Source organism: Proteus mirabilis HI4320 (genome assembly GCF_000069965.1).
Lineage (GTDB): Bacteria > Pseudomonadota > Gammaproteobacteria > Enterobacterales > Enterobacteriaceae > Proteus > Proteus mirabilis.
In genome coordinates this window covers 1,928,035-1,952,001 of sequence record NC_010554.1, presented here as the reverse complement: position 1 = coordinate 1,952,001, position 23,967 = coordinate 1,928,035, and the positions used below count along the sequence as shown (strand labels likewise).

Annotated in this window: 20 protein-coding genes, 1 tRNA gene and 1 pseudogene; 13 read left to right on the top strand and 9 right to left on the bottom strand. The window is 36.6% G+C overall.

Going from position 1 to position 23,967, the window contains the following annotated elements; translation table 11 throughout:
* Positions 1-81: 81 nt before the first annotated feature.
* The gene (locus PMI_RS08915) at positions 82-384 is read left to right on the top strand and encodes a helix-turn-helix domain-containing protein (RefSeq protein WP_004243781.1); all 303 of its coding nucleotides are present in this window, start codon (positions 82-84) and stop codon (positions 382-384) included.
* Between the two features lie 570 nt (positions 385-954).
* On the opposite strand, the gene phsC is transcribed toward PMI_RS08915, so the two are convergent.
* The 6 genes and pseudogenes from phsC to PMI_RS08885 all read right to left on the bottom strand — a co-directional run bounded on the left by phsC (position 955) and on the right by PMI_RS08885 (position 7,505).
* Positions 955-1,722, bottom strand: a complete 768-nt coding sequence (gene phsC / locus PMI_RS08910; protein WP_004248413.1) for a thiosulfate reductase cytochrome B subunit — start codon at positions 1,720-1,722, stop codon at positions 955-957.
* Positions 1,719-2,301: pseudogene (locus PMI_RS08905) on the bottom strand (4Fe-4S dicluster domain-containing protein). The gene phsC and the pseudogene PMI_RS08905 overlap by 4 nt, the downstream one beginning before the upstream one ends.
* Before the next feature lie 14 nt (positions 2,302-2,315).
* The gene (gene phsA / locus PMI_RS08900) at positions 2,316-4,595 is read right to left on the bottom strand and encodes a thiosulfate reductase PhsA (protein WP_012368115.1); all 2,280 of its coding nucleotides are present in this window, start codon (positions 4,593-4,595) and stop codon (positions 2,316-2,318) included.
* Between the two features lie 781 nt (positions 4,596-5,376).
* The gene (locus tag PMI_RS08895) at positions 5,377-6,180 is read right to left on the bottom strand and encodes a sulfite exporter TauE/SafE family protein (RefSeq protein WP_004250658.1); all 804 of its coding nucleotides are present in this window, start codon (positions 6,178-6,180) and stop codon (positions 5,377-5,379) included.
* Between the two features lie 228 nt (positions 6,181-6,408).
* Positions 6,409-6,483: transfer RNA gene (locus tag PMI_RS08890), tRNA-Arg, on the bottom strand.
* A 326-nt stretch (positions 6,484-6,809) separates the two neighbouring features.
* The gene (locus tag PMI_RS08885; protein WP_004243775.1) at positions 6,810-7,505 is read right to left on the bottom strand and encodes a fimbrial protein; all 696 of its coding nucleotides are present in this window, start codon (positions 7,503-7,505) and stop codon (positions 6,810-6,812) included.
* Positions 7,506-8,827: 1,322 nt separating this feature from the next.
* On the opposite strand from PMI_RS08885, the gene mlaA reads away from it, so the two are divergent.
* On the top strand, positions 8,828-9,571 hold the full coding sequence (mlaA, locus tag PMI_RS08880) for a phospholipid-binding lipoprotein MlaA (RefSeq protein WP_004248410.1): 744 nt from the start codon (positions 8,828-8,830) through the stop codon (positions 9,569-9,571).
* A 75-nt stretch (positions 9,572-9,646) separates the two neighbouring features.
* Here mlaA and fadL read toward each other — a convergent pair whose 3' ends face one another.
* Complete coding sequence (gene fadL / locus PMI_RS08875) at positions 9,647-11,008, bottom strand: long-chain fatty acid transporter FadL (RefSeq protein WP_012368114.1); 1,362 nt, start codon at positions 11,006-11,008, stop codon at positions 9,647-9,649.
* 345 nt (positions 11,009-11,353) lie between these two features.
* On the opposite strand from fadL, the gene PMI_RS08870 reads away from it, so the two are divergent.
* From PMI_RS08870 to sixA, 4 genes are all read left to right on the top strand, one after another.
* Entirely contained in the window at positions 11,354-11,650 is a 297-nt protein-coding gene (locus tag PMI_RS08870) for a YfcZ/YiiS family protein (RefSeq protein ID WP_004243769.1), read from the top strand.
* 236 nt (positions 11,651-11,886) lie between these two features.
* Positions 11,887-13,191, top strand: coding sequence for an acetyl-CoA C-acyltransferase FadI (fadI, locus tag PMI_RS08865; protein WP_004243765.1), 1,305 nt, complete (start codon positions 11,887-11,889; stop codon positions 13,189-13,191).
* Complete coding sequence (gene fadJ / locus PMI_RS08860) at positions 13,191-15,359, top strand: fatty acid oxidation complex subunit alpha FadJ (RefSeq protein ID WP_012368113.1); 2,169 nt, start codon at positions 13,191-13,193, stop codon at positions 15,357-15,359. The genes fadI and fadJ overlap by 1 nt, the downstream gene beginning before the upstream one ends.
* 433 nt (positions 15,360-15,792) lie before the next feature.
* A complete protein-coding gene (gene sixA / locus PMI_RS08855) occupies positions 15,793-16,278 on the top strand; it encodes a phosphohistidine phosphatase SixA (protein WP_012368112.1) in 486 nt (161 codons plus the stop codon).
* Positions 16,279-16,320: 42 nt separating this feature from the next.
* Here sixA and smrB read toward each other — a convergent pair whose 3' ends face one another.
* Positions 16,321-16,863 carry an endonuclease SmrB gene (gene smrB, locus PMI_RS08850; RefSeq protein ID WP_004243759.1) on the bottom strand — a complete coding sequence of 181 codons (543 nt, stop codon included), beginning with the start codon at positions 16,861-16,863 and terminating at the stop codon, positions 16,321-16,323.
* A gap of 152 nt (positions 16,864-17,015) precedes the next feature.
* Positions 17,016-17,570 carry a Dps family protein gene (locus tag PMI_RS08845; RefSeq protein ID WP_004250672.1) on the bottom strand — a complete coding sequence of 185 codons (555 nt, stop codon included), beginning with the start codon at positions 17,568-17,570 and terminating at the stop codon, positions 17,016-17,018.
* Between the two features lie 448 nt (positions 17,571-18,018).
* Here PMI_RS08845 and prmB point away from each other — a divergent pair, with 448 nt between their 5' ends.
* From prmB to PMI_RS08810, 7 genes are all read left to right on the top strand, one after another.
* Positions 18,019-18,897, top strand: a complete 879-nt coding sequence (prmB, locus tag PMI_RS08840) for a 50S ribosomal protein L3 N(5)-glutamine methyltransferase (protein ID WP_046334445.1) — start codon at positions 18,019-18,021, stop codon at positions 18,895-18,897.
* A gap of 88 nt (positions 18,898-18,985) precedes the next feature.
* Entirely contained in the window at positions 18,986-20,071 is a 1,086-nt protein-coding gene (gene aroC, locus PMI_RS08835) for a chorismate synthase (RefSeq protein ID WP_004243753.1), read from the top strand.
* Positions 20,072-20,243: 172 nt separating this feature from the next.
* Positions 20,244-21,044 (top strand): sulfite exporter TauE/SafE family protein, encoded by an 801-nt coding sequence (locus PMI_RS08830; protein WP_004243750.1) that lies wholly within the window; start codon positions 20,244-20,246, stop codon positions 21,042-21,044.
* A 16-nt stretch (positions 21,045-21,060) separates the two neighbouring features.
* Entirely contained in the window at positions 21,061-21,615 is a 555-nt protein-coding gene (locus PMI_RS08825; protein WP_004243749.1) for an elongation factor P hydroxylase, read from the top strand.
* Positions 21,616-21,751: 136 nt separating this feature from the next.
* Positions 21,752-22,024, top strand: coding sequence for a YfcL family protein (locus PMI_RS08820; RefSeq protein ID WP_004243748.1), 273 nt, complete (start codon positions 21,752-21,754; stop codon positions 22,022-22,024).
* Positions 22,025-22,345: 321 nt separating this feature from the next.
* Positions 22,346-23,242, top strand: a complete 897-nt coding sequence (locus tag PMI_RS08815) for a hypothetical protein (protein ID WP_004243747.1) — start codon at positions 22,346-22,348, stop codon at positions 23,240-23,242.
* A 101-nt stretch (positions 23,243-23,343) separates the two neighbouring features.
* Positions 23,344-23,892: a GNAT family N-acetyltransferase gene (locus tag PMI_RS08810; RefSeq protein ID WP_004243745.1), complete on the top strand. Its 549-nt coding sequence runs from the start codon at positions 23,344-23,346 to the stop codon at positions 23,890-23,892.
* Positions 23,893-23,967: the final 75 nt, after the last annotated feature.

The following is a 23,967-nucleotide window of genomic DNA, read 5'->3' as shown; positions in this document are numbered from 1 at the left end:
TATATTTTTTCATATATTATTAATGATGGCCCGCACTATTATAAATTAGATATCAATCAAAGTGAAAAGCGAGAACATATTATGAGTAACAAGTATCCAGTTGCTTACGCTGTTGGACAAAAAATAAAATCATTAAGAAAATCTCAAGGTTATACCGTATTTCAGTTAGCAAAAGAAATCGATATTAGTGAACAGCAATTATTTCGCTACGAACGCGGAGTTAATCGTATCGACATTGATTGCTTAGTTAAAGTCCTTGATGTGTTAGGCATTAATATAGGTAACTTCTTTGAAGATGTTATGGGGGGTATGGTTGATGTTCCTGAGAATAATGAACAACATATCCCAGCTCATTTCGACAATAAGGCTCTTTCTATTTTCTGATTGTAAGCTTTTAATTAGAAAGTTAGCTAGTATACAAATAATTAGATAAATAAGATGATTCTTATGAGAGTGTTAATCTAATTATTTAATAATAAGAATTATCTTATTATCATTTACGCCTTGAATCTAAATAAAATGCCCTTAATGGGCATTTTTATTTTTTAACAGTAATAAGAATATCTAAATTATTCCATTAGTATAATAATATTGACCATTACCTATAACATATCTTTTTTGTCGCTATTTTTTACTGTTATTTATGACTAAAAAATCTTTATATAAAAGATTGGTTAATTATATTTTTTAATATATAAAAAATTTTAGTAAAAATAAAAACTAGCTAGTTCAAAAAAATACTAATTTAGTAGAATATCATCATAAAAAGATTCATTTTTAGAAAATTAAGCTATATCAATTTTGTTCTGTTAATAATAAATAAAAAAATCGTAGTGAATAGGAGAATATTCTGTATTTTTACGTATCAGTGATCTTAGCTAAAAATACCAATACGTAAAAATGCCTGCTCGGTAAGCAGGCATGGGGATATTAATAATTATCAAAAGCTAATTATCAATTTTTTGTTGTTGTGCTTTCACCATGTTTTTGATGTCGATGATGCCCATCAATCATGCTGTGGAATGTTTGTGTAAAAGTATCGCCTAAAGTACATAAGTAGAAGTGCGCACAAATAAACATGAGTGCAACGATGCCTAATATAAAGTGTACTTTTAACATCCAATAGCCATAACCTAGGACTTCAGGGTATAAGCATAGTACGCCTGTGATAAGAAGTAGTGGAACTAACCCAAACATAACACCTAAGTAAGCAAGTTGTTGGAGAGGGTTAAATTTATCTGTTGCAGTCGCGGCAAAAGGATGTGGTTCACCTTTCATAATACCATAAAGATAAAAGCGAGCTTGCTTGATACAGCGTCCAATTAATCCTTGTGGTCTGACTTTGTAATGTACACCATTATTTGTGGTTAGGTTAATTACAACAAAACCTATCCAAAAAGCGATGAGAATAAAACCACAGATTTTATGTAGTAGTACCATCGATGGAACATTACCGATAGAAAAATGGCCTAACAATCCACTGATTAATAGAAGAATGAACAGTAAGGCATTACCCCAATGCCAAAAACGAATGGCTTTAGAGTATAAGTAAACACGCTCTTCTTCATAGTGACCACTTTGCTTAGGTGCCAGTGCATAACGTAAAAAACCATGTAGCACCAATATGGCTATCATGGCGACAATGATCAAACCTGCTGCAATTAACCATACAGGCCAGTAATCTGGCGTATAATAGAGTTCGGCTCCCCAGATACTTGTCATGCTTTATCTCCCTGATGGATCTCTTTACGGCGGAATAAATTTGGTTTTCCGACATTATCTAATTGGTATTGATAAACGGATTTCTGTTTGATCCAAGCTTGGATCTCGGGTGAGTCAATGCGACCAAATGCCAATGCATCAGTTGGACATACCGTTACACAAGCGGGTAACTCACCTTCTGTTAGTCGAGTATCAGCACAGAAATTACATTTATCGGCAATGTGTGTTAATGGATTGATATATCGAACGTGATAAGGACAAGCACCAACACAGTAATCACAGCCAATACAGAGCTCTTTTTTAACCTGTACAATGCCATTTTCATCAATAAATGAAGCACCTGTAGGGCAGACAGAAACGCAAGGCGCATCTTCACAATGTTGACAGGAAACTCGGAAAAATTGGTAATGTGGATCTCCTGCCTCATCATTATGAGGGAGGGCCTTGAATTTGTACTTGTAATCGGCTGTATCCTTCAGGAATATCATTGATGACTTTACATGCTACGGTACAAGCTTGGCAGCCAATGCAACGTTTTTCATCGTGTAGCATGACAAATTGTTTAGAGTTGCTATTCATCGTTATTTTTTTCCTTAAGCCAGACTAATTTTGACGCCTGAAGTATGTACATCAGTGCCTGAAACAGGGCTAATTTCATGAGGTAATAAACTACTGCAGTGGATCCCATTTGTGGTTGCTGGCGTTTTTTCGCCGGTCTTAGAGCCTGAACCCATATAGACAAACACTGTGTCAGGACGAATACCTGTGGTAATTAAGGCATGGGCTTTTTCTTTGCCTACGCTATTTTCTAAAATGATCTCATCACCATGCTTAATTCCATGACTTTTTGCGGTATCAGGATGTAACCAGACAGGATTTTTCCACATTAGCTCTGCTAATAAAGGTACATATTGAGTCGCACCATTGGTATGTACTGCGACTTTTCCTTGGATAAAATAGAGTTCATCTTTTTGTTTTAATGGGAAGTTATGGAAACGAGGAATACCATAATTCTCTAATAGACTTTCTAACTCTTCCGAATAGATCTCAATAAGACCACTTGGTGATTTAAAAGAAAGAGATTTTTCCATCATATTGTTACTATCAACATGTTTGATAGCATCTGGGTATTGTGCAACAAAGGCTTTTACATAGGATGGTTCACGTAAAAGTAGCGGAATACCATAAGATAAATAGCCTTTTTGGTGGATCTCTTTATAGAGATTTTCATCCCCTTTAACTTGATAAAGTTGACGAACTCCCATGTTTTCCCAAGGATAATAACTTGCTAACCCCAGTTTTTTTCCTAATTCCATCCAAATTAACCAACTTGGTTTGGTATCACCAATAGGTTCGACAACTTGTTGTCTTAATGCATAAGCAGGATTTAAACCAGAGACATCAGAAATCTCTTCATCTCTTTCTAAATAAGTGCTTTCTGGTAACAGATAATCTGCATAAGATGCACTTTCACTTAAATACACATCACAACTGACAATTAAGTCGAGTTTTTGGGCTGTTTTTTCTAGATCAGGTCGGCAACTTACTGTTTGAAATGGATTATGGCGTGACATAATCCAAGCTTTGGTTTGGTAAGGTACACCATGGAGTGTGGAGTCAATGATAGATTGAACAATACCACCGCCTTTATTGATATATTTAAATTGAGGTGCTGTAGCATCGACGCGTTTTGCCGTAATTTTAGGCATGCCTTTAACGGTTGGTTTAGCTAATTCAGGGGCAACGTCGATGCCCGCTAATTTATTATATTTTGCAGCAGCTTTCTTTTGATACATGCCACCTTCACGTTCAATATTTCCCAGTAGGGCGTTGAAGGTGAAGATCATTCTGCGCATATTAATTTCATCTTTATTAAAGGTTGCGCGATGGCCTGGCATGACTAATGCGTGAGGAGCTTTAGCTGCAATTTCACGTGTTATGCGAATAATATCTTTTGCGGGAACATCAGAGTGAGCTTGTGCCCATTCAGGCGTGGTATCTTGTAATACTTCCACCAATTGAGGGAAACCGACAGTAAATTTTTCTATAAAATCTTTATCATAAAGATTTTCTTTTACCATAATATGACACATGGCCATTAGAACAGGTAAGTCGCCTCCTGGTCGGATAGCAAACCACTCATTTGCTTTACTGGAAACAACGGACAATCGAGGATCAAAACTGACTAATTTTGCACCACGCTCTTGTGCCGTCATTAATTCATAGGTTTCTGCAACTTCAATTCCTTCATAAAGATTATGACCAAAAGAAAGAATATATTTAGAATTTGCGAGATCCATTTTTAAATCACCACCCATCATTACCGATGCAGCAATGGCTTTGCCCGCAGGACAAGTTGATGCATGCGTAAAGGTGTTTGGTGACCCAAATGCCGCCGCTAAATGAAATAAATGAGAGGAAAGAGAGCCTGATTTTGATGAGAAAAAGATACTTTCAGCACCATAATGTTGTTTGATGCTTGCCATCTTTTCGGCAATTTCTGTATAAGCTTGTTCCCAGCTAATAACTTCCCATTCTCCGGCACCTCTAGGGCCTTTGCGTTTCATGGGCTTTACAATGCGTTTCGGATCATAAATAAGGCTAACACCACTGCCTCCTCTCGCACAGACTCGAGTTTTTTGATGTGGTGAATTTCGGTTACCTTGGATAAAGACAGTTTTGTTATTAACAACCTGAGCTTCTATAGGACAACGGTAAGAACACATCTCACACAAACTTGGTGTTAATTTAGACTGACCCTTAAGAGATGTTACTGGATTAAGTGCGAGGGCCCCTGGTGGTAAACTTCCCACCGTACACCCAACACATCCTATACCCATCCCCTTAATAAAAGAACGACGACTAATACTCATATAACCTCCAGTTTCTTCTTATAGCTAAATATTATATACAGTTGGTTAAATAAATATTTGATGGTGTCTTCAATTTATTCATTAATAAGTGATGAGTTAGTTGGAAATAATAAATAATAGCAACAAAGAAGTTAATAAATATCACAAAATAATTTAACAAATAGAGACAAAATAAAATGATAATTATTTTCTTCTAAGGCATTAGTTAGGGGCTGGTTATTGTTAAAGGAAATGAATTAAGAGTTTTATAAAAAAACAACCATGCCTTTAATATTCATATGGTTATAGGAATGATTTATTCTTTTAAAGTGTATCTATAATATATTATTAAGGTAAGAAAAAATATTGATATAATTTTCAATCGATATGTATTTTTATATATATCGGTGAGAGGTTTAATTGTAATTAAATTGTTATTGAAATAAAGACTAAACAAGTTTTTTAATTTTCTTAAGCTAAAGAAGCTATTTTATTATATTTGCTATAATGTCTTATTTTAATAATGAAATATCTATAAAAGATAGAATTAAATGTCAATTAAGATTTAATTTATCTAAGAGGTAGATAATTATGCCATCATAAAAAAGATAAGATAAATTATAATATATTATTCATTATGTATAATTTTTAATTAATTATATTAATGGTTATTGGGTTGTATCTAGGGTGTCAAAATACGCTACTATTGAGTCGAGTAAATGTAACAATTTCACTTTTGTGTGAAATATTAAAGGCAATACAGATAGATAAGAATTGCCTTGTCCAGAGGTATGTTAGCGGGTTAGTTCAGCATAACGACTAACACCAATATCAATAACAGCGGATAAACTCTCGCATGCCATTTATCCGGTATACGTGATAAAAAACGTTCAGCTATTTTTAATCCTATCCATGTACTACAGATTAGAATAACGGCTGCTTTTATCCAAATATAGCCAACAAATCCAGCGCTATCCCCTAACGGGGTAGTGAAAGACAATAAGATATAAGTGAGTGTTGCCGTTAATGCTAAAGGGAATGTCAATGTGTTTGCCATTGCAGCCGATTGAGTCATTGACATACCTCTACGGCGTAATAAAGGTACGGTCATAACACTTCCACCTACACCTAAAAAAGCTGCAATAATGCCAATAATAGTGCCAGTTAACGCTTCTTTTTTGTTGGTTACTTTTTGTATTTCTTTGCGTGGCGCCATAAATCCGGGGCGAAAATAGCAATCTAAGATAGTAAGGAATAGATAGCCAATAAAAATCCATCGGATCCATTCACCTTGGACGGATGAGGCAAGTAAGGCACCGAAGATCCCACCGAATGCAATCCCCCAAAATAAGATCATAATTAATTTCCAATCTATTTTTTTCGCCTTATGGTGTTTTAGGGTCGTAATAATAGCGGAAAACAGCATAATGAGCGCAGAGGTAGCCACAGCAATTTGCATAGCATGTTCACCCGCTAAGCTATCACCCGCCCAAAGTGTAAGAATGAGAGTATAGAGTAGGGGCACAGTAACAAAACCACCGCCAAAACCAAATAACCATGTAGTAATACCTGAAATTAAGCCAAAAGAGATCAGCCAAAGTATCATTTAAATTCTCCTGTCCATAACAGGTGATATAAGCTACCGAATATAGATTTGATTTACTTCTGTGGTGCAGACAGTGAAATAGGAATTTAGGCCAAATTATCGACAATAAAGGTTATTATTTTTGATAAGGCTTTATTAAATCACCAAACTCTCATTGGGTGTTGTTAATAAATAACCTATTCTTTATAGCGAGAATAAACAGTGGGTAAAATGATAGGTTGTTATAATTGGCGTTCCCTACAGGAATCGAACCTGTAACTAGCCCTTAGGAGGGGCTCGTTATATCCATTTAACTAAGGGAACATTTTGCGAGAGGGTGCTTAACTGTTTCTCAGTGTCCGTATAGTACCGTTTTTGTGGTGGGGGGATCAAGGTATTTAGTCATTGAGTTAGCAAGGTTTATTTTGTAATCAATGATAATACTGCCTTAATAGCTATTTCTATATTTTTATATTGTCACAGTAGATCGTAATAAAAATGATAAATATAAAATTAGTAGGTTAATTGAATGAGTCATAAAAAATTAAAGCAATAAACGGGAGGGGAATAAAATAAAGAAGGCTCCTACCCGTTTAATGTATACAAGCTAATAGCTTGTTAATATAGTGAGAGTGTTTTTGTTAAACTTTTTAAACACCGAAAGAGAATGTTAATACGGCCTCACCAATAAAATCGAGTCCATTACTAATATCTATCGCTTTTTTAGCTAGCTTATCACGAGAAAGAATGAATGTATGAGATGATATTCCTGGTATAAATTTTGTGGTAAAGATTTCACCTGAGACTAATTTAAGAGATGCGGCGGATACATCCTCTTGTTGCTCTGATGTCCACCCATGAATATTATTTTTAACTAAGACAGATACCCCTACTTCAGCTGTTTTAGGTGTTGCTCGGCTTATAAAAGCCGTTTTTCCGTCAACAGTTGCATCTTTCCAATTAAAAAATGAAGCCCCAACAGCTTTATCTGGGTTGGCTTTATCAACTAAGCGAAACCAAGCACTATCAAAACTAGTATTATAATCAAGATCTACATCACCATATGTGTCAGTAGGTATAAAAGTCAAATAAGTTTTAGCATCACATTCAATACTGATGCTTGTTTCTGGTTTCATATCCACATATTGATAGTTTGAAGATTGTGGTATCAAGCTTGGCGATATGCGGCCATAGTCAAAGACAACTTCTGTATTGTTAGAACTATTGATTGTACAAGTTGGCGGTTTTATATCCCCATTGATCTGTAATTGAGCCGAAGGTGTTACAGCTAGCGCTGATGTTGATATAGCCGCTAGTAAGGTAAAATAGAGAAAATTCTTTTTCATTTTACTCTTCCTTTTCGTGAATGAATAATGAATTATTAAATTAGAGGATTATGATACCCCTTTTAAATTATTATTTAAGTTTTAAAATTAAGTATTTTCTTTTATTTTAGTCTGTTTAATCAAATTATGATGTTATTGAAAATATTTTATTATTTTTCATCTAATTTAGAATATCAAAAAATGTTTTATTTAAAATGAATCGTAAAGCTATTGTTTAAATTTTTATCATAAAAGTATAATCATTTCGTTAATGGTTATATTGTTATTTCTGCCCATTTTAATAATGAGTAATGAAAATTTTAATGCTTTTTGATTTTATATGTAGTGGGGCATCAAAAAGAGATTATTAATAATAGCTTACTTATAATGTGATATTTATTACTCATTTTGTTTAAATGTTAAATTCAAAAACTAAATGTAATAGTAGCTTACTCTATATAATCTAAATTCTTCAGGAATATCGATGTTTTATTTAGAGGTTTTTTAATTGATTTATATATCAATAAATTACATTACTTTCTGCTCCTCTGGTTTCTAAAGTTACACTAAAGTTTTTTCCATGTGTTAGCTTTATTTTCTACAAACAAATCTGAAACTGTAAATGTTAAAAAAGTATCTACATTACAGGATGTTTTAATATCGCTACGTTGAGAGCCTAATGCATACTTAGCATTTTCAGGAATAATTGATAGTGTATGTTGGTGGCTTGATATCTCGATTAATTTGTAACTTAGCTGAAGGTATCTGGTAAAACTTGATGATATAATGGGTCAGCAAGGAAAAATAGAGAAATTTTTCTTCATTATATCCTAATATCGAAAATGATAATTTAGCTATTGATAGCCTAATCATGATATCTTTATTTTATCTATTTATGACTATATTTAATCCATTCTAATTTTGCTTATTATAATTAAAAAATATTGATAAATTATTTTTATGTTTTATTTGGATAGGTAAATTTGTATATGTATCTTTATGTTTTTTTATTTTTTGATATAAAGTGGATGAAACTAACAAATAAAATAGCGTATTTTTTATATAGATAGATACTTTAAGGTGAGAAAATTCTTAGCTTGATTATTGCGAATTACTTCTTCTTTGAACTATGTAACTATAGGTGTTTTGCATAAAAAACAATCTAAAATATTTTTGTCAATGGGGCATAGTTAGCTCTATTGGATAAAAATAAATCCCGAATGTTCTTATAAGATTAAAAACGAATAACAGTATCACTTATCGCCTATTGACAGTATTATATGTAAAGATGATGAATAGTGACCTATGCTCTGATTATCATAGGACAGTTAGCGGAGAACATTATGAAGTATCGCCTGTGCGGTGTTGCTCTTTTAGTAGCTTTACTTTCAGGATGTGCAAGCACACCTAACAATGGTGACAGTCGTTCTGATCCCTTGGAAGGGTTTAACCGCCAGATGTTTAATTTTAACTATTATGTTTTAGATCCTTACGTATTACGACCTGTAGCCGTAGTATGGCGTGATTATGTTCCACCACCAGCACGTAATGGACTATCGAATTTCTTAGGTAACCTTGAAGAGCCAGCAAGTATGCTAAATAGCATCTTACGTGGAGATTTTGAAAAAGGGGCTAAGCATTTCGGACGTTTTTGGATCAATACCGTATTTGGTATTGGTGGTTTAATCGATGTTGCAGGAATGTCTAGAGAGTCAATGGAAAAAGAAGTTCCTGTAAGGTTTGGTAGTACGTTAGGGCATTATGGTGTGGGATATGGCCCTTATGTGGTATTACCGGGCTATGGCAGCTTTACAGTACGAGAAGAGGGGGGCGATTGGGCTGATGCCACCTATCCAGTACTGAGTTACCTCACTTTCTGGATGTCTGCGGGTAAATGGGCCCTTGAAGGTATTGAAACGCGAGCTCAATTATTAGATTCAGATGCAATTTTACAAAACTCATCTGATCCATATTTAATGATGCGTGAAGCCTATTTCCAAAAAAATGATTTCGATGCTAATGGCGGGAAAACAGGTGAAAATCCAAACGCAAAAGCGATTGAAGATGATTTAGATTCTATCGATTAATCTGTTTATCTGGTTGTTTAAATAAAAAATGGTCTTTTTTAAGACCATTTTTTGTATTTAAAGTAGCAAATCAGCTTAGAAGCGATAGTTAAAGTTCATACCGTATAACCATGCTTTACCTGATGATTCAAATTCATAAGCCGGCAATGGTAAGCTTTCAGATAGCTTCTCTTTAATTGTCACTTTCTTACCGTGCATATAGGCTAAACCAACATCCACAGACATATCTTTATTAAATGCGTAGGTTGCCCCTGCACTTAACCAGAAGCGATCTTGGTCAGGGATCGAGATAGAGCGTTTATCCGCAGGAACAGGACTATCATCAAAGGCAATACCGGTGCGGAATGTCCAATTATCATCATGGTAATAAGTGGTTCCTAATGCAATACGCCATGCATCACGGAAGCCTTCTTCTTTGTTGAAGAGTTGCTGGCCATCACTTTTACGTGTTGCTCTTAACTCTTTAAACTCACTCCAACTGGTATAAGCTAAATTATAATGGACAGCCCATTTAGGGGCGACACGGTGGTAAGCTGCAAATTCCCAAATCTCCGGTAGGTTAAGATCAAGTTTACCTTTGATTGTGCCACCTTCGGTACCTACGATGGTATTGCCACCAGGAAGAGGGATCGTTTTTAAGTCACTTTGATAATCACCATCTTTAAATTTCACTTTTACTTTAGAGCGGTAAGTGAAGCTGATACGGTTATCTTCATCAAACTCATATAATAAACCGGCGTTCCAGCCAAAGCCCCAAGCATCCCCTTTTAATTGTGCAAAGCGATCACTTGGCGATAAGCTTGATAAATAACGGCCTAATCCCTGATAGTTAGGATCTGGATGTTGAGATAAGGTACCACCCAATAGCTTACCTGCTTCACCTACATGGCGGGTAATTTCAGCATCAGCATAGAGCGCATTTAAGCCTAAACCGACACTAAATTGTTTATTAACTCGATAACCTGCACTTAAATTTAAGTTCATGGTTTTTAAATCAGTTTTACCGCCAATTAAACCTGCTGGGTAATCTTTTTTAAAGTCGGTAGCTAAACCAAAGTTAGTAGTACCTGATGCACCAATTGCCCATTTATCGTTGATAGGCGCAACAAAGTGAATATTGGGGACTAAAGCACTTGGGGCGATATCGCCGGCATTAGTGCTGGCGCCAGAGAGTGGAGATTTACCTTTAATATCAACACTGGGATTAATATGGATAGCACCAACGGAAAACTCAGGACGATCAAACATGGTCAATGCGGCAGGGTTTCGACTACCTACACTCGCATCATCTGCAATAACGCCTTCTCCTGAAAAAGCACGACCTAGTGCTGAAGTTGAATATTCATTTAACTGAAAACCGGCAGCGCTTGCATAAGAGGAAAGTGTTCCTACAATGGCAGCGAGAGCTGTGCGAGTAAACAGGTTTTTACGGTTCATGACCTAAACCCTCATAATTTTTTTAAATAAGTAACTTCTGATTAGAAGCGCTGGATTTTAGGTGCGGTTGTCGTTATGACAAATCAGACCAGTTGCTTAAGTATAAAGATGAATAGTGGTAATGTTGCAAGTTTGTTTTATATATATTTCCAATTTGATTTAAAATTTGGGATTTAGTTAACATTAATTTTACATTAAATGCCAATAAAGATGGTTTTGTTTATTAAACAAACAGTAAAATCAATTTTTTTTGTAAAATTGTAGGTTAATTTGAGCTAACGCAGGTTATTTTATTTTTTTGCTATTATGATAGATAATTAACACTTCTTTTGTTGGGAGACTAAAATGGCAGACGCAATTAATCGTTGTAATGCAGAAGAAACAGCTGCTTGTTGTTGTGTTGATGTTGGTACTATTATCGACAACAAAAATTGTACCGCATCTTATCAGCACGTTTTTGCCGATAAGGCTCAAGCTGAAGCGATGTTAAATGAGCTAACAGCTAAAGCTAATGCCACTGCATCTGAACCTTGCCAAATTAAACATCAATTTGCTGATGTCGAAGGTGGCGTTCAATTAACCGCTGATTTTACTTTCTCTTGTGAAGCAGAAAATCTGATCTTCCAATTAGGATTACGTTAATCCTTTGAAATTAAACTTCTTCAAGGCTATTGAAATTCAGTAGCCTTTTTTATTTTTTATCATTATTTATTCCTTCCTTTTATTGTTTTCTTCGAGTTACAGCTAATTGAATGAAATAATGAGCGCTAACTCCCACTTCTTATAAAATGATGTTTCTGATAAGTGAAAATTTTGTTAACTCTATTAATCAGGTCAGACCTCTTTGGTGTTAGGAATTCATTTTGTCAGGAGTCGTTATGAAGTCATCAGCGAGCAGTACCATAAAAGATCGTGTTGCGATTGTCAGTGGATTGCGTCTCCCATTTGCTAAACAAGCAACCGCTTATCGGGGGATCCCTGCGGTTGAGCTGGGGCGCTCGGTTGTACAAGAATTAGTGATCCGTAATGAAATTCCTCCTGAAATTATTGATCAACTGGTGTTTGGTCAAGTAGTACAAATGCCTGCCGCACCGAATATTGCCCGCGAAATTGTACTTGGCGCAGGGCTAAGTGTAAAAACAGATGCTTATAGTGTAACCCGTGCTTGTGCAACGAGTTTTCAGGCTATTGCTAATGTGGCTGAAAGTATGTTGGCAGGTCACGTTTCAGTGGGTATTGCTGGTGGCGCAGATTCATCTTCTGTATTACCGATTGGCGTGAGTAAAAAATTAGCCGATGTTTTACTCAGTTTAAGTAAAGCGAAAACATTAGGGCAACGGCTTAGTTATTTAAGTCAACTACGTTTTGGTGATCTGCTACCCGTTGCACCCGCAGTGGCTGAGTATTCCACAGGATTGCGTATGGGGGATACTGCTGAGCAGATGGCTAAGACTTATCATATTTCAAGAGTTGCGCAAGATGAATTAGCACATCGCTCTCATCAATTAGCTGCCAAAGCGTGGGAAATGGGAAAATTAAATGACGAAGTTATGACGGCATTTTTCCCACCTTATAAATCAGGTTTTCATCAAGATAATAATATTCGCAAAAATTCTGTACTTGATTCTTACGCAAAACTGAAGCCTGCCTTTGATAGGCGCCACGGTAGTGTGACAGCGGCTAATAGTACGCCCCTTACGGATGGTGCTGCTGCTGTGCTAATGATGAAAGAGTCTGTTGCCAAAAGTTTAGGCTATCAACCTTTAGGTTATCTACGTAGTTATGCTTTTACCGCCATTGATGTCTGGAAAGATATGTTGCTGGGGCCTTCTTATGCGACTCCGTTAGCACTATCAAGAGCCGGTCTTACTTTGAGTGATTTAACACTAATAGATATGCATGAAGCTTTCGCGGCTCAAACGTTGAGTAACTTAACCTTATTTGCAAGTGATAAATTTGCTCAAGAGCAACTCGGACTGTCAAAAGCAATAGGCGAAGTTGATATGGATAAATTCAATGTTCTTGGTGGCTCTATTGCTTATGGACACCCCTTTGCTGCAACAGGGGCGAGAATGGTGACTCAAACATTACATGAACTGAAACGCCGAGGTGGTGGCTTTGGTTTAACAACAGCTTGTGCTGCGGGCGGATTGGGTGCAGCGATGATTTTGGAGGTGGAATAATGGCGACTCAACAAAGGATACAAACCTCATCAGAGAAATCACCGGTATTCCAGTTTTCAGTGCGTCCCGATAAGGTCGGAATTATCACCATTAATGTTGTAGATGAAAAGGTCAATACACTGAAAGCTGCTTTTGTTGAACAGTTTCAAAATGTATTAAAACAGGCTCAGCAACATTCAGGTGTAAAAGGATTAATTATCACCTCAGGTAAACCTGATAATTTTATTGCTGGTGCTGATATATCAATGATTGCAGATTGCAAAACCAAAGAAGAGGCCACCGCATTAGCAAAAGCAGGACAAGATCTTTTTACTCAATTAGAAAATTATCCTTTGCCTGTCGTCGCAGCCATCAATGGCGCCTGTTTAGGTGGGGGATTAGAACTAGCATTAGCCTGCCATGGGCGAATTTGCTCCGATAACAGTAAAACACGTTTAGGCCTTCCTGAAGTTCAATTAGGATTACTACCAGGTTCGGGGGGAACCCAAAGATTACCACGTTTAATAGGGGTTACAACCGCCTTAGATATGATTTTAACTGGACGACAAATTAATGCCAAACGGGCTTTCAAGCTTGGCTTAGTTGATGACGTTGTACCACAAGCTATTTTATTAGATGTTGCAGCCCAATGGATTTTAACAGCTAAAAAAGCTGCTAAAAAACAGACTATTATGGAGCGTTTTTGGGCAAATACCACATTAGGAAGAAATATCCTCTTTGATCAAGCTAAAAAGCGCACTTTAGCTAAAACCAAAGGTCATTACCCAGCGGCAGAGCGTATTCTTCACGTTATTGAACGAGGCTTAGAGAAAGATATTCAAACAGGTTTTAAAGAAGAAGCTAATGCGTTTGGTGAATTAGCCATGACCCCGGTTTCATCTGCATTACGGCATCTCTTTTTTGCCTCAACAGCATTGAAAAATGAAACAGGATCATCTGCAAAGCCAGATAACTTACACCATATAGGTATTTTAGGTGGGGGGTTAATGGGGGGCGGTATTGCTTTTGTGACAGCAACAAAAGGTAATTTACCCGTTAGAATTAAAGATATTAGTGATAAAGGTATTGCGCAGGCACTTAACTATAGTTGGAAAGCGTTATCAACTAAGGTCAAGAAAAAACGGCTCTCTGCTCGTGAACGCCAAAGACAAATGGGGTTATTATCAGGGACATTGGATTATAGCGGTTTCCATCAAACTAACCTTATTGTCGAAGCTGTTTTTGAAGATTTGGCTTTAAAGCAAAAAATGGTGGCTGATATTGAAGCCTTAGGTGAAGGCAAGATCATCTTTGCTTCAAATACGTCTTCTCTTCCTATCCATAAAATTGCTGAAAAAGCACAATATCCAGAAAAAATAATTGGGCTGCACTATTTTAGTCCCGTTGAAAAAATGCCCTTAGTTGAAGTGATCCCTCATGAAAAAACGGATGCTAAGACAATCGCCACAACCGTTGCTTTTGCTAAAAAACAAGGCAAAGTTGCCATTGTGGTAGGAGATAAACCCGGTTTTTATGTCAATCGAATTCTCGCCCCTTATATTAGTGAAGCCTTAACCTGTTTGGTTGAAGGGGAAACGATAGAGAATATTGACAAGGCATTAGTTCAATTTGGCTTTCCAGTCGGCCCCATTCAACTTTTAGATGAAGTGGGAATTGATATTGGTACTAAAATAACGCCTATTTTAGTCAATGAGTTTGGTGAGCGTTTTGCATCTCCTCCTGCGGTTGATGCGATTATTGCGGATGACAGAAAAGGGCGTAAAAACGGTCGTGGTTTTTATCTCTATAATCAGCATGCCTTACCTTTCTCTTTAGGAAAAAATAAAAAGCGTGCAGATCCGATGATTTATCGCTTATTACAGGTTAAACCTAAAAATCAGTTATCGGCTTCAGAAATAACCGAACGTTGTTTATTGCTTATGCTTAATGAAGCTGTTCGTTGTTTAGATGAAAACATTATTCAACAACCTAGGGATGGTGATATTGGTGCTGTTTTCGGTATTGGTTTTCCTCCCTTCTTTGGTGGACCATTCCGGTATATAGATAGTATGGGAACAACAAAAATAGTCGATAAGCTTAATCAATTAACTGAAAAATACGGTGAAAAGTTCCAGCCATGTGAGCGATTAGCAGCAATGGCCGAGTTAAATGAACGATTCTATAGCTAACTATCTATTCTATAATGCAATGAGTAGAAAGGATGATTAAGGCGCTTATGCGCCTTTTTTTGTACCTATATAATTGAGATGCAGTTCACTCATTGGGCGAGGGGTTACGGCGTTTTTCGCTAAATTAAGCGCTGATTAAACAAGGTGTTATTATTAATCAAAAATCGGCTTATAAATGTTAATGATAGCTGAGTGAAAAGTGTTTTTGGGGGACAATAAACGCCAATGGTATATTCTAAAGACAGTTTGTTTTAATAAGAGATTAAATATAATTTTTTGGTGTTAAAATATACCAAATAGAGCAAATTTACTGGATAAAATAGCGTATTATTTGTTTGGGGCTTTTGGTTAAGACTAGATATTTGTTATTCTTACTTGCTTTATGTATTGATACCCTTAGAAATGATAACAACAAAATAGGTTTATATTGATTATGCAAATTTTTATTATGCGCCACGGTGAGGCTACTTTTGATGCGCCCAGTGATGCACTACGATCTTTAACAGAGCGTGGTGAATATGAATCATTAACCATGGCGAATTGGATGACACAGCAAGATCATAGTATCGATTATGTTTTAGTTAGTCCTTATTTGCGGGCACAACAAACACTGAATGTTGTGCAACAAGGCTTAGTATTACCCGCTAAGATAGAAACCGATGAAGGGCTTATTCCTGGGGGCAATCCTGATCATATTGCTCATTATTTAAGGGCATTAGGGGAAGTGGGGTATCACAATATTCTAGTTATATCACATCTACCTTTAGTAGGGTATGTCGTGGCAGAGCTTTGTCCAACAGTGAGTGCACCGATGTTTTCAACCTCAACGATTGCTTGTGTTGATTTTGATTTATCAATAGGCTCGGGGAAATTGCTGTGGCAAGTCTCCCCAGCAAACTTAAAACAAATTACCGAATAAAGTCTATATGTTATTTATATTGTTCGGATTTATTCGGTGATGTTAACGACGCGCAATATCATCATTTTCGACTAACAGCAATAGTGCAGCATCACCTCCCCACTCTTTTGGTGCTTGATGAAAAGCAATAATATCAGGGTGTTGAGCTAACCAAAGAGGGGTTTGCTGTTTTAAAATATGTTTACCATGCCCATGCATAATACAGGCACAATACACATGCTCTCTTCTACAGGCCGCGATTAAGGCACCAATTTCTTGTTTGGCGATTAATTGTGTTAATCCATGTAAATCTAAAAAAAACTCTGGTACATAATCACCACGACGCAATTTTTTTAGCTCGTACGCATTTGCCCCTTCTCTTAAATAACGCATCGGGCCTTCTGTTGCCAAGTTGGGTTGAAACTCATCGGAGAAATAGTAAGAAGCATCTATTTGCTCTTGCTGTAATCGCTCTGTTGGATAATGAGTCACTTTTTTTCGCGGTGTTTGGTGGCGTATTTTATCTTGTGGGAGCTTTTTGGTGCCTTTTATCATCTCCTGAAATAATTCTATTTCTGAAGGAGGTAATATGAATTTTTTGTTCATTTTTAGCGTTCTTCATCATTGCTATCATCTATATCTATAAATAATAGTACCTTAAATATAAGGGGAGATAAAAAACTATTGTTAAATAGATGAAACAAAAAAGGCAGGGGGGATCCCTGCCAAAATAGTCACATAGCTAGCAAATAGATTAATTAGTGCCCTGATGTTTCTGCACGTCGACAAGCTTCAAATAAGAACCAAGTACGACGCTCTGTTTCATCGATCCAATTTTCAATTAAGCTTGCGGTAGAAATATCGTTATTTTCATCACAGACAACATGTGCTTTTCTCAGTTCTGCTGCAAGTAATTGATTATCTTGACATAGCTCAGCTAACATATCTAAAGGTTCAACAAATTCAGCATCATTATCTTTAATACGTTGCATTTTTGAGATCTGGCCTATAGAGCGTAATGTCATGCCACCAATTTTACGTACACGCTCGGCAATAGGATCTGTCATGGCAAAGAGCTGATCACCTTGTTCATCTAACATTAGATGATAGTCACGAAAATGAGGACCGCTCACATGCCAGTGGAAGTTCTTTGTTTTTAGATATAAAGCAAACACATCCGCAAGAATAGCATTCATCGCTGCACTAACTTCTTTTGTTGCTTTAGGTGCTAAATCTGTAGGGGTAGATAGAGGACGGGTTTGGAGTTTATGTGCATCATTAACTTCAGCAGGGGTTAGTTTTTTACTGCTCATTTTCATCTCCTAATAAATCGAAAAAGTATTATTGAGAGAACAACATCGTAAACAGAACAACCAATTGCAGAACAAGATGTTATTGATATTACTGACTGTTCAGTTCAATAATAAATCACATGTAAATAAGTATGGATCGATTTCTTATAATTACTAGTTAAAGTGATAAATATAATTATTTGTTCTGGTTTTTTATCTGTTGTTAGTTGATTGTATGGTTTTTGTGTGATTTATTTGGTTTATCTGGCTAATATTAAATTTGTTTCGTCATAAAGATAAAACGAGATGAATTTAATAATATTGTCTTTTTTTATTATCTAACGCTGATTTATCACGATCTTCATGGCAAACTACAGACTTTCTATTTCGTCAGATCCGTCAGAGGACAACAGTTTTGGATATCACAGCAAAAGAAGAAGCCGTAGCTGATTTAAGCACGATCTTAGATATGTTACGTTGGGCTATGAGTCAGTTTAATTCATCAGATATTTATTATGGTCATGGTACGGATAACGCATGGGATGAAGCGTTACAGCTTGTTCTACCTACACTGGCTCTTCCTTTAGATATTCCTGATGCTCTTTTATCAACCAAACTTACAACCTCTGAAAAAATGGAAATCATTCAACTTATTGAGGTTCGTATTGAACAAAAAATTCCTGTGCCTTATTTAACGCATCGAGCGTGGTTTTGTGGACATGAATTTTATGTTGATGAACGTGTTTTGATCCCTCGTTCTCCCATTGGTGAATTGATTAATAACCATTTTGCTGGACTGATTGGGCAAGAGCCAACCCGTATCCTTGATTTATGTACTGGCAGTGGATGTATTGCTATTGCTTGCGCCCATGAATTTCAAGAAGCAGAAGTCGATGCAGTCGATATTTCAGCTGATGCGTTAGAAGTTGCCGAGTTTAATATTGAAAATCATGGTTTAATTCATCGTGTTTATCCAATGCAATCTGATCTCTTTGAGGCAATTGTTCCTACACCATACGATATTATCGTGACGAATCCACCTTACGTTGATGCTGAAGATATGGGTGACTTGCCTGATGAATACCATATTGAACCCGAACTTGCATTGGCTTCTGGTGTGGATGGCTTAGATATCACCAGACAAATTTTGCTAAAAGCACCTGATTATTTAAGCGAAAAAGGCATTCTTGTCTGTGAAGTCGGTAATAGCATGGTGCATCTTATCGAACAATTTCCTGAAGTTCCTTTTACTTGGCTTGAGTTTGAAAAGGGAGGCATTGGTGTCTTTATGTTAACGCGTGAGCAACTTGTCGAATTTTCAGATAGCTTTGCTAGCGATAAACGTTGATGTCAATGTGATGAAACGGTAGATTGTTATGGTTGCAAATAACATATTAATAACATCACACAGTCAGTCATAAGATAGGAATTGAGGGATGGCGGGAAACAGTATCGGGCAATTATTTAGAGTAACCACTTTTGGTGAGTCTCATGGCACAGCGTTAGGTTGCATTGTGGATGGTGTTCCTCCCGGATTACCTTTAACGCAAGCGGATCTACAAGTTGATTTAGATAGACGTAAACCGGGAACTTCACGTTATACCACACAACGTAGAGAGCCTGATCAAGTGCGTATTTTATCGGGTGTTTTTAATGGTGTAACAACGGGAACCAGTATTGGATTATTAATAGAAAATACGGATCAGCGCTCTCAAGATTATAGCGAAATTAAAGATGTATTCCGCCCAGGGCATGCAGACTACACCTATGAACAGAAATATGGTTTACGTGATTATCGTGGCGGGGGACGCTCTTCTGCTCGAGAAACCGCCATGCGTGTCGCAGCGGGTGCTATTGCCAAAAAATACCTTAAACAAAAATTTGGTATTGAAGTAAAAGGTTACTTATCTCAATTAGGGCCGATTAGTTGTGAGTTAGTTGATTGGTCAATTGTAGAAACCAACCCATTCTTTTGCCCAGATCCTTCTCGCCTAGATGCCCTTGATGAATATATGCGAGCGCTAAAAAAAGAGGGTAATTCTATAGGTGCCAAAGTTACCGTGGTTGCAGAAGGTGTACCTGCAGGATTAGGCGAACCCGTTTTTGATAGACTTGATGCCGATTTGGCTCATGCGTTAATGAGCATCAACGCAGTAAAAGGCGTTGAAATCGGAGATGGTTTTGATGTGGTGACCTTAAAAGGGACTGAAAACCGCGATGAAATTACCAAAGAAGGTTTTAGCAGTAATCACGCGGGGGGCGTATTAGGTGGCATTAGTAGTGGTCAACCTATTATTGCACACATTGCTTTAAAGCCAACTTCAAGTATTACTATTGCTGGTAAGACACTTAATCGACAAGGTGAAGAAGTCGATATGATCACCAAAGGGCGACATGATCCGTGTGTCGGTATCCGAGCTGTTCCTATTGCAGAAGCTATGATGGCTATTGTGTTACTTGATCATGCGTTACGTCAACGGGGTCAATGTGGTGATGTTATTCCTCCATTAATGCAATGGTGATCTTAGCTTACATCAATAATACAGCGCATAATCTGTAGTAAGTTTGCTATGAGTTTTTAAAGGTGTGAGCGCCTTATTATTCTATGCTCAGATAGTGTTACTGTTTTTATTTAAAATAATCAAATAAATCAGTAACACACGCCCCCTCATTTCTGATAATTCGGATAGATAAATGGATTGGCTATTTTCAGATGGCATCTACCTTCTACTCTTTTTTGTTGCTGTATTAGCAGGCTTTATTGACTCTATTGCTGGCGGTGGTGGCTTGATCACTATTCCTGCCTTGCTCTCTGCGGGAATATCACCCGTACAAGCGTTGGCAACAAATAAGCTTCAATCAGTGGGCGGTTCTTTTTCAGCCACACTCTATTTTATTCGTCGTCGCGTCATTGATTTAAAAGCACAGCGCTTTGCCATTTTTATGACTTTTATTGGTGCTGTTTCTGGTGCGATGTTAGTACAATTTATTAATCCTGAATTACTAAAACAAGCGCTGCCTGTTCTTACTATCGCAATTGGTCTCTATTTTTTATTAACACCATCTATCGGGGCTAAGGATAGTAAGCAACGTCTTGGCTATTATACTTTCGGGGTTATTATTGGCGGTGGTATTGGCTTTTATGATGGTGTTTTTGGTCCTGGAACAGGATCTTTTTTCGCTTTAGGTTATGTCATGTTACTTGGTTATAATCTCTCAAAGGCGACGGCACATGCTAAATTACTCAATTTCACCTCTAATTTTGGCTCTTTGCTATTTTTTATTCTTGGTGGACAGGTAATTTGGACCATAGGTTTAGTTATGTTATGCGGGCAGTTTATTGGTGCTCGCTTAGGTGCAGGGTTGGTGTTAACCAAAGGACAAAAATTAATTAGACCAATGCTGGTCATTATCTCCTTTTTGATGAGCATCAAACTCATTCATGACAATCATGGTGATACTATTGCACTTTGGTTTTCTGCACTTTTTAATTAGGAAAGATAATTTTTAAATGTCAGCACATCATTATCAGCAGTTAATTGATATTTTTAATCAATGTTTTAGCGATAGTTACCAAACACGTTTAGTTAAAGGTGATAACGAGCCAATTTATTTGCCTAAGAGTGAAGAGATACCTTATCACCAAATCATTTTCGCACATGGATTTTACGCGAGTGCATTACATGAAATATCGCATTGGTGTATTGCTGGGGACGCGCGTCGTCAGCAGGTTGATTATGGTTATTGGTATTGTCCTGATGGGCGAGATCAAGTGACTCAAGAGCAGTTTGAACGAGTTGAAATCAAGCCTCAAGCTCTTGACTGGTTATTCTGCCAAGCAGCCAATTATCCATTTAACGTGAGTTGCGATAATTTAGACGGGGATTTTGAGCCAGACCGTTACCAGTTTAGAAACAAGGTGAGAGAGCAAGTATTAGCTTATTTGCGCGATAAAAATATCCCGCCACGTGCACAGCTATTTATTAATGCGTTACATTTGTTTTACAATACACCTGAGTTAACGCCGGAGCAATTTCCTTATCAGGAAAATCCCCTCGTTAATTAAGGATGACGAGATAAACTATCCTCGTCTATCCACTGCGCAGGTTTTAGTAAACCAATAAAGCCTGAGGTAATAAGGTTGCTATTGAAACATCGAGTGACTTAAATCTGATAGCAACATTATATATTGAGGATAAATAATGCTTTCTGAGTATGAAACGTACTTATTAGATAAAATTGATAGCCGTGTTGAACATGCTACGGATGATGAATTATTTGCTGGTGGATATTTACAAGGCCACATCACTTTAGCGATTGCGGAGCTTGAGCAAGAAAACAATACGCAATTATCAGCATTAAAATCCCGTGTAGAAGAGAGCATTCAAAAAGCTATCAAAGCAGGAGAGCTTTCTCCTCCTGATCAAATATTGGTTTTATCGACGTGGCATGATTTAGTTAACTCGATTAATTAGTATAAATAACCTATATTGAGAACAACCGATACTATCGGTTGTTTTTCTTTGATTGCTAACGATTAACCACATCGAAAACCTTGTTTAAGACAGTTGAGCTTGAAAAAGAAAGGATTTTATACAAAAATTCTCCTTACTATTTATCAATTGTTTTTATTTGATTTTTCAAAGTCGATGTCTCTTTCATTGATTAAAGCATAATAGTGCTATCTTTTGTTACTCCTTGCCATTTCTGCCAAATTACTTTTAAATGTTTTTTAGGAATGTTTCTCGGGATGCAAATGATTTGCATAAAATATTTATGATAAGGATAACAATACGATGAAAAATTTCTTTAAAATAAGCCTTATTGCTAGCACGGTATTGGTTTTATCTGCCTGTGATCAACTTGATTTAGATAATAAAAAAGATAAGTTTTATTACAGTAATCCCAGTGAAAAAAGCATGAGCTTTGTTGTTGATGATAAAACATATCAGGTTGAGCCGGGTAAAAGTGGTTATTTAACACTCTCACCGGGCGAACATAGTTTACAAGATAGTGCAGGTAATAAATCCACTTTTATGGTGTATGAAAACAACAATGGTGGAATTTTAAATCCTGATAATTTTATGTATTACCGTTTATCTGAAGTCTATGCTGTACAAGGTAAGGGAGATCGCTTTAAACCAACAGAATATAAAGTGGTTATTAATGGCTATCAGTTAGAAATGCCATTACAAAGCACGAATGCTACCTTGATTGATGGCAATGTATTTAAATGTACTTATACGTTAGGTGAACCTTTCCCCAGTGAAATTAAAAGCCATAATAAAAACGAAATGGGGAACATCAAAACCAAATGTTTTGATAAACCTGAATTAATCCAATATATTATGACTGATTATGGTCAAGATCTAAAACCGCTTTCCCCTCAAGATGAGTATAACGATACTGTTAATCTAGCGTTAGACTACAGTTTACCTCAACCACAATTTACTGATCCTGATATTCAAGCAGAGGCAGAAAATTGGGTTGCATTGCTTGATCAAATTAAAGAAAGTAATGATCCTAATATCCATAAACAGCTTAAAACACCATTACATGAAGCAATAAATAAGTTATCAAAAGCCGATAGTGAAAGAGCAGTAAAAAACTCTGTTGAAGATAATAAATACTATAATTCTTTTATTCACCAAGCGAGCCAATATCAATCTTATGGGATCTTACCTAGAGATTAAATTTTTGGTAGAACGGATAAAAAGCCATCCTTATGGATGGTTTTTTTATAGGTAATTGATACTCTTAATAAGCAAATAGCAAGTTATAAAAGAGATTATTTATGACCAACGCATCAAATAAAATCGCTACTCACGAGATCACTATTCGGCCAACTCAATTGGCTGATGCCAACCAACTACCGAAGATTGAACAATCGGCAGGAGAGTTATTTAGCAGCATAAAAGAATTAAGTTGGATCAGCGAAAGTGGTGTACAAAGTGTTGAGGCGCATATTCAATTTATCCATCAACATGCTCACTGGGTTGCTGTTAATCATGACAATCATCCCGTTGGTTTTATCATGACGCAACAATTACCTGAAAGTGTATTTATTCATGAATTATCGGTAAGTAAAGATTGGCAAAATAAAGGGATTGGTAAATTGCTGATCCAGACTGTAAAAAATGAAGCTAAATTACAGCAATTTAATGCGATAACGTTAACGACTTTCCGCGATGTCCCTTGGAATGCCCCCTATTATCAGCGTTTAGGTTTCCATATCTTACTTGAGCATCAAATACCCTATTCTTTACAACAAATTTTAGATAATGAAGTAGAGCATGGGGGATTTGCGAGAGAAATGCGTTGTGCGATGAAGTGTGAAATTTAAATACTATAATTTAAATACTATAAAGATATTTAAGTAACCCATTAACAATAGTTACTTAAATATCAACCGTAATTT

Coding starts and splice junctions, on each gene's coding strand:
- PMI_RS08915 (WP_004243781.1), top strand. CDS start 82: ATGAGTAACAAGTATCCAGTTGCTTACGCTGTTGGACAAAAAATAAAA.
- phsC (WP_004248413.1), bottom strand. CDS start 1,722: ATGACAAGTATCTGGGGAGCCGAACTCTATTATACGCCAGATTACTGG.
- phsA (WP_012368115.1), bottom strand. CDS start 4,595: ATGAGTATTAGTCGTCGTTCTTTTATTAAGGGGATGGGTATAGGATGT.
- PMI_RS08895 (WP_004250658.1), bottom strand. CDS start 6,180: ATGATACTTTGGCTGATCTCTTTTGGCTTAATTTCAGGTATTACTACA.
- PMI_RS08885 (WP_004243775.1), bottom strand. CDS start 7,505: ATGAAAAAGAATTTTCTCTATTTTACCTTACTAGCGGCTATATCAACA.
- mlaA (WP_004248410.1), top strand. CDS start 8,828: ATGAAGTATCGCCTGTGCGGTGTTGCTCTTTTAGTAGCTTTACTTTCA.
- fadL (WP_012368114.1), bottom strand. CDS start 11,008: ATGAACCGTAAAAACCTGTTTACTCGCACAGCTCTCGCTGCCATTGTA.
- PMI_RS08870 (WP_004243769.1), top strand. CDS start 11,354: ATGGCAGACGCAATTAATCGTTGTAATGCAGAAGAAACAGCTGCTTGT.
- fadI (WP_004243765.1), top strand. CDS start 11,887: ATGAAGTCATCAGCGAGCAGTACCATAAAAGATCGTGTTGCGATTGTC.
- fadJ (WP_012368113.1), top strand. CDS start 13,191: ATGGCGACTCAACAAAGGATACAAACCTCATCAGAGAAATCACCGGTA.
- sixA (WP_012368112.1), top strand. CDS start 15,793: ATGCAAATTTTTATTATGCGCCACGGTGAGGCTACTTTTGATGCGCCC.
- smrB (WP_004243759.1), bottom strand. CDS start 16,863: ATGAACAAAAAATTCATATTACCTCCTTCAGAAATAGAATTATTTCAG.
- PMI_RS08845 (WP_004250672.1), bottom strand. CDS start 17,570: ATGAGCAGTAAAAAACTAACCCCTGCTGAAGTTAATGATGCACATAAA.
- prmB (WP_046334445.1), top strand. CDS start 18,019: ATGTTACGTTGGGCTATGAGTCAGTTTAATTCATCAGATATTTATTAT.
- aroC (WP_004243753.1), top strand. CDS start 18,986: ATGGCGGGAAACAGTATCGGGCAATTATTTAGAGTAACCACTTTTGGT.
- PMI_RS08830 (WP_004243750.1), top strand. CDS start 20,244: ATGGATTGGCTATTTTCAGATGGCATCTACCTTCTACTCTTTTTTGTT.
- PMI_RS08825 (WP_004243749.1), top strand. CDS start 21,061: ATGTCAGCACATCATTATCAGCAGTTAATTGATATTTTTAATCAATGT.
- PMI_RS08820 (WP_004243748.1), top strand. CDS start 21,752: ATGCTTTCTGAGTATGAAACGTACTTATTAGATAAAATTGATAGCCGT.
- PMI_RS08815 (WP_004243747.1), top strand. CDS start 22,346: ATGAAAAATTTCTTTAAAATAAGCCTTATTGCTAGCACGGTATTGGTT.
- PMI_RS08810 (WP_004243745.1), top strand. CDS start 23,344: ATGACCAACGCATCAAATAAAATCGCTACTCACGAGATCACTATTCGG.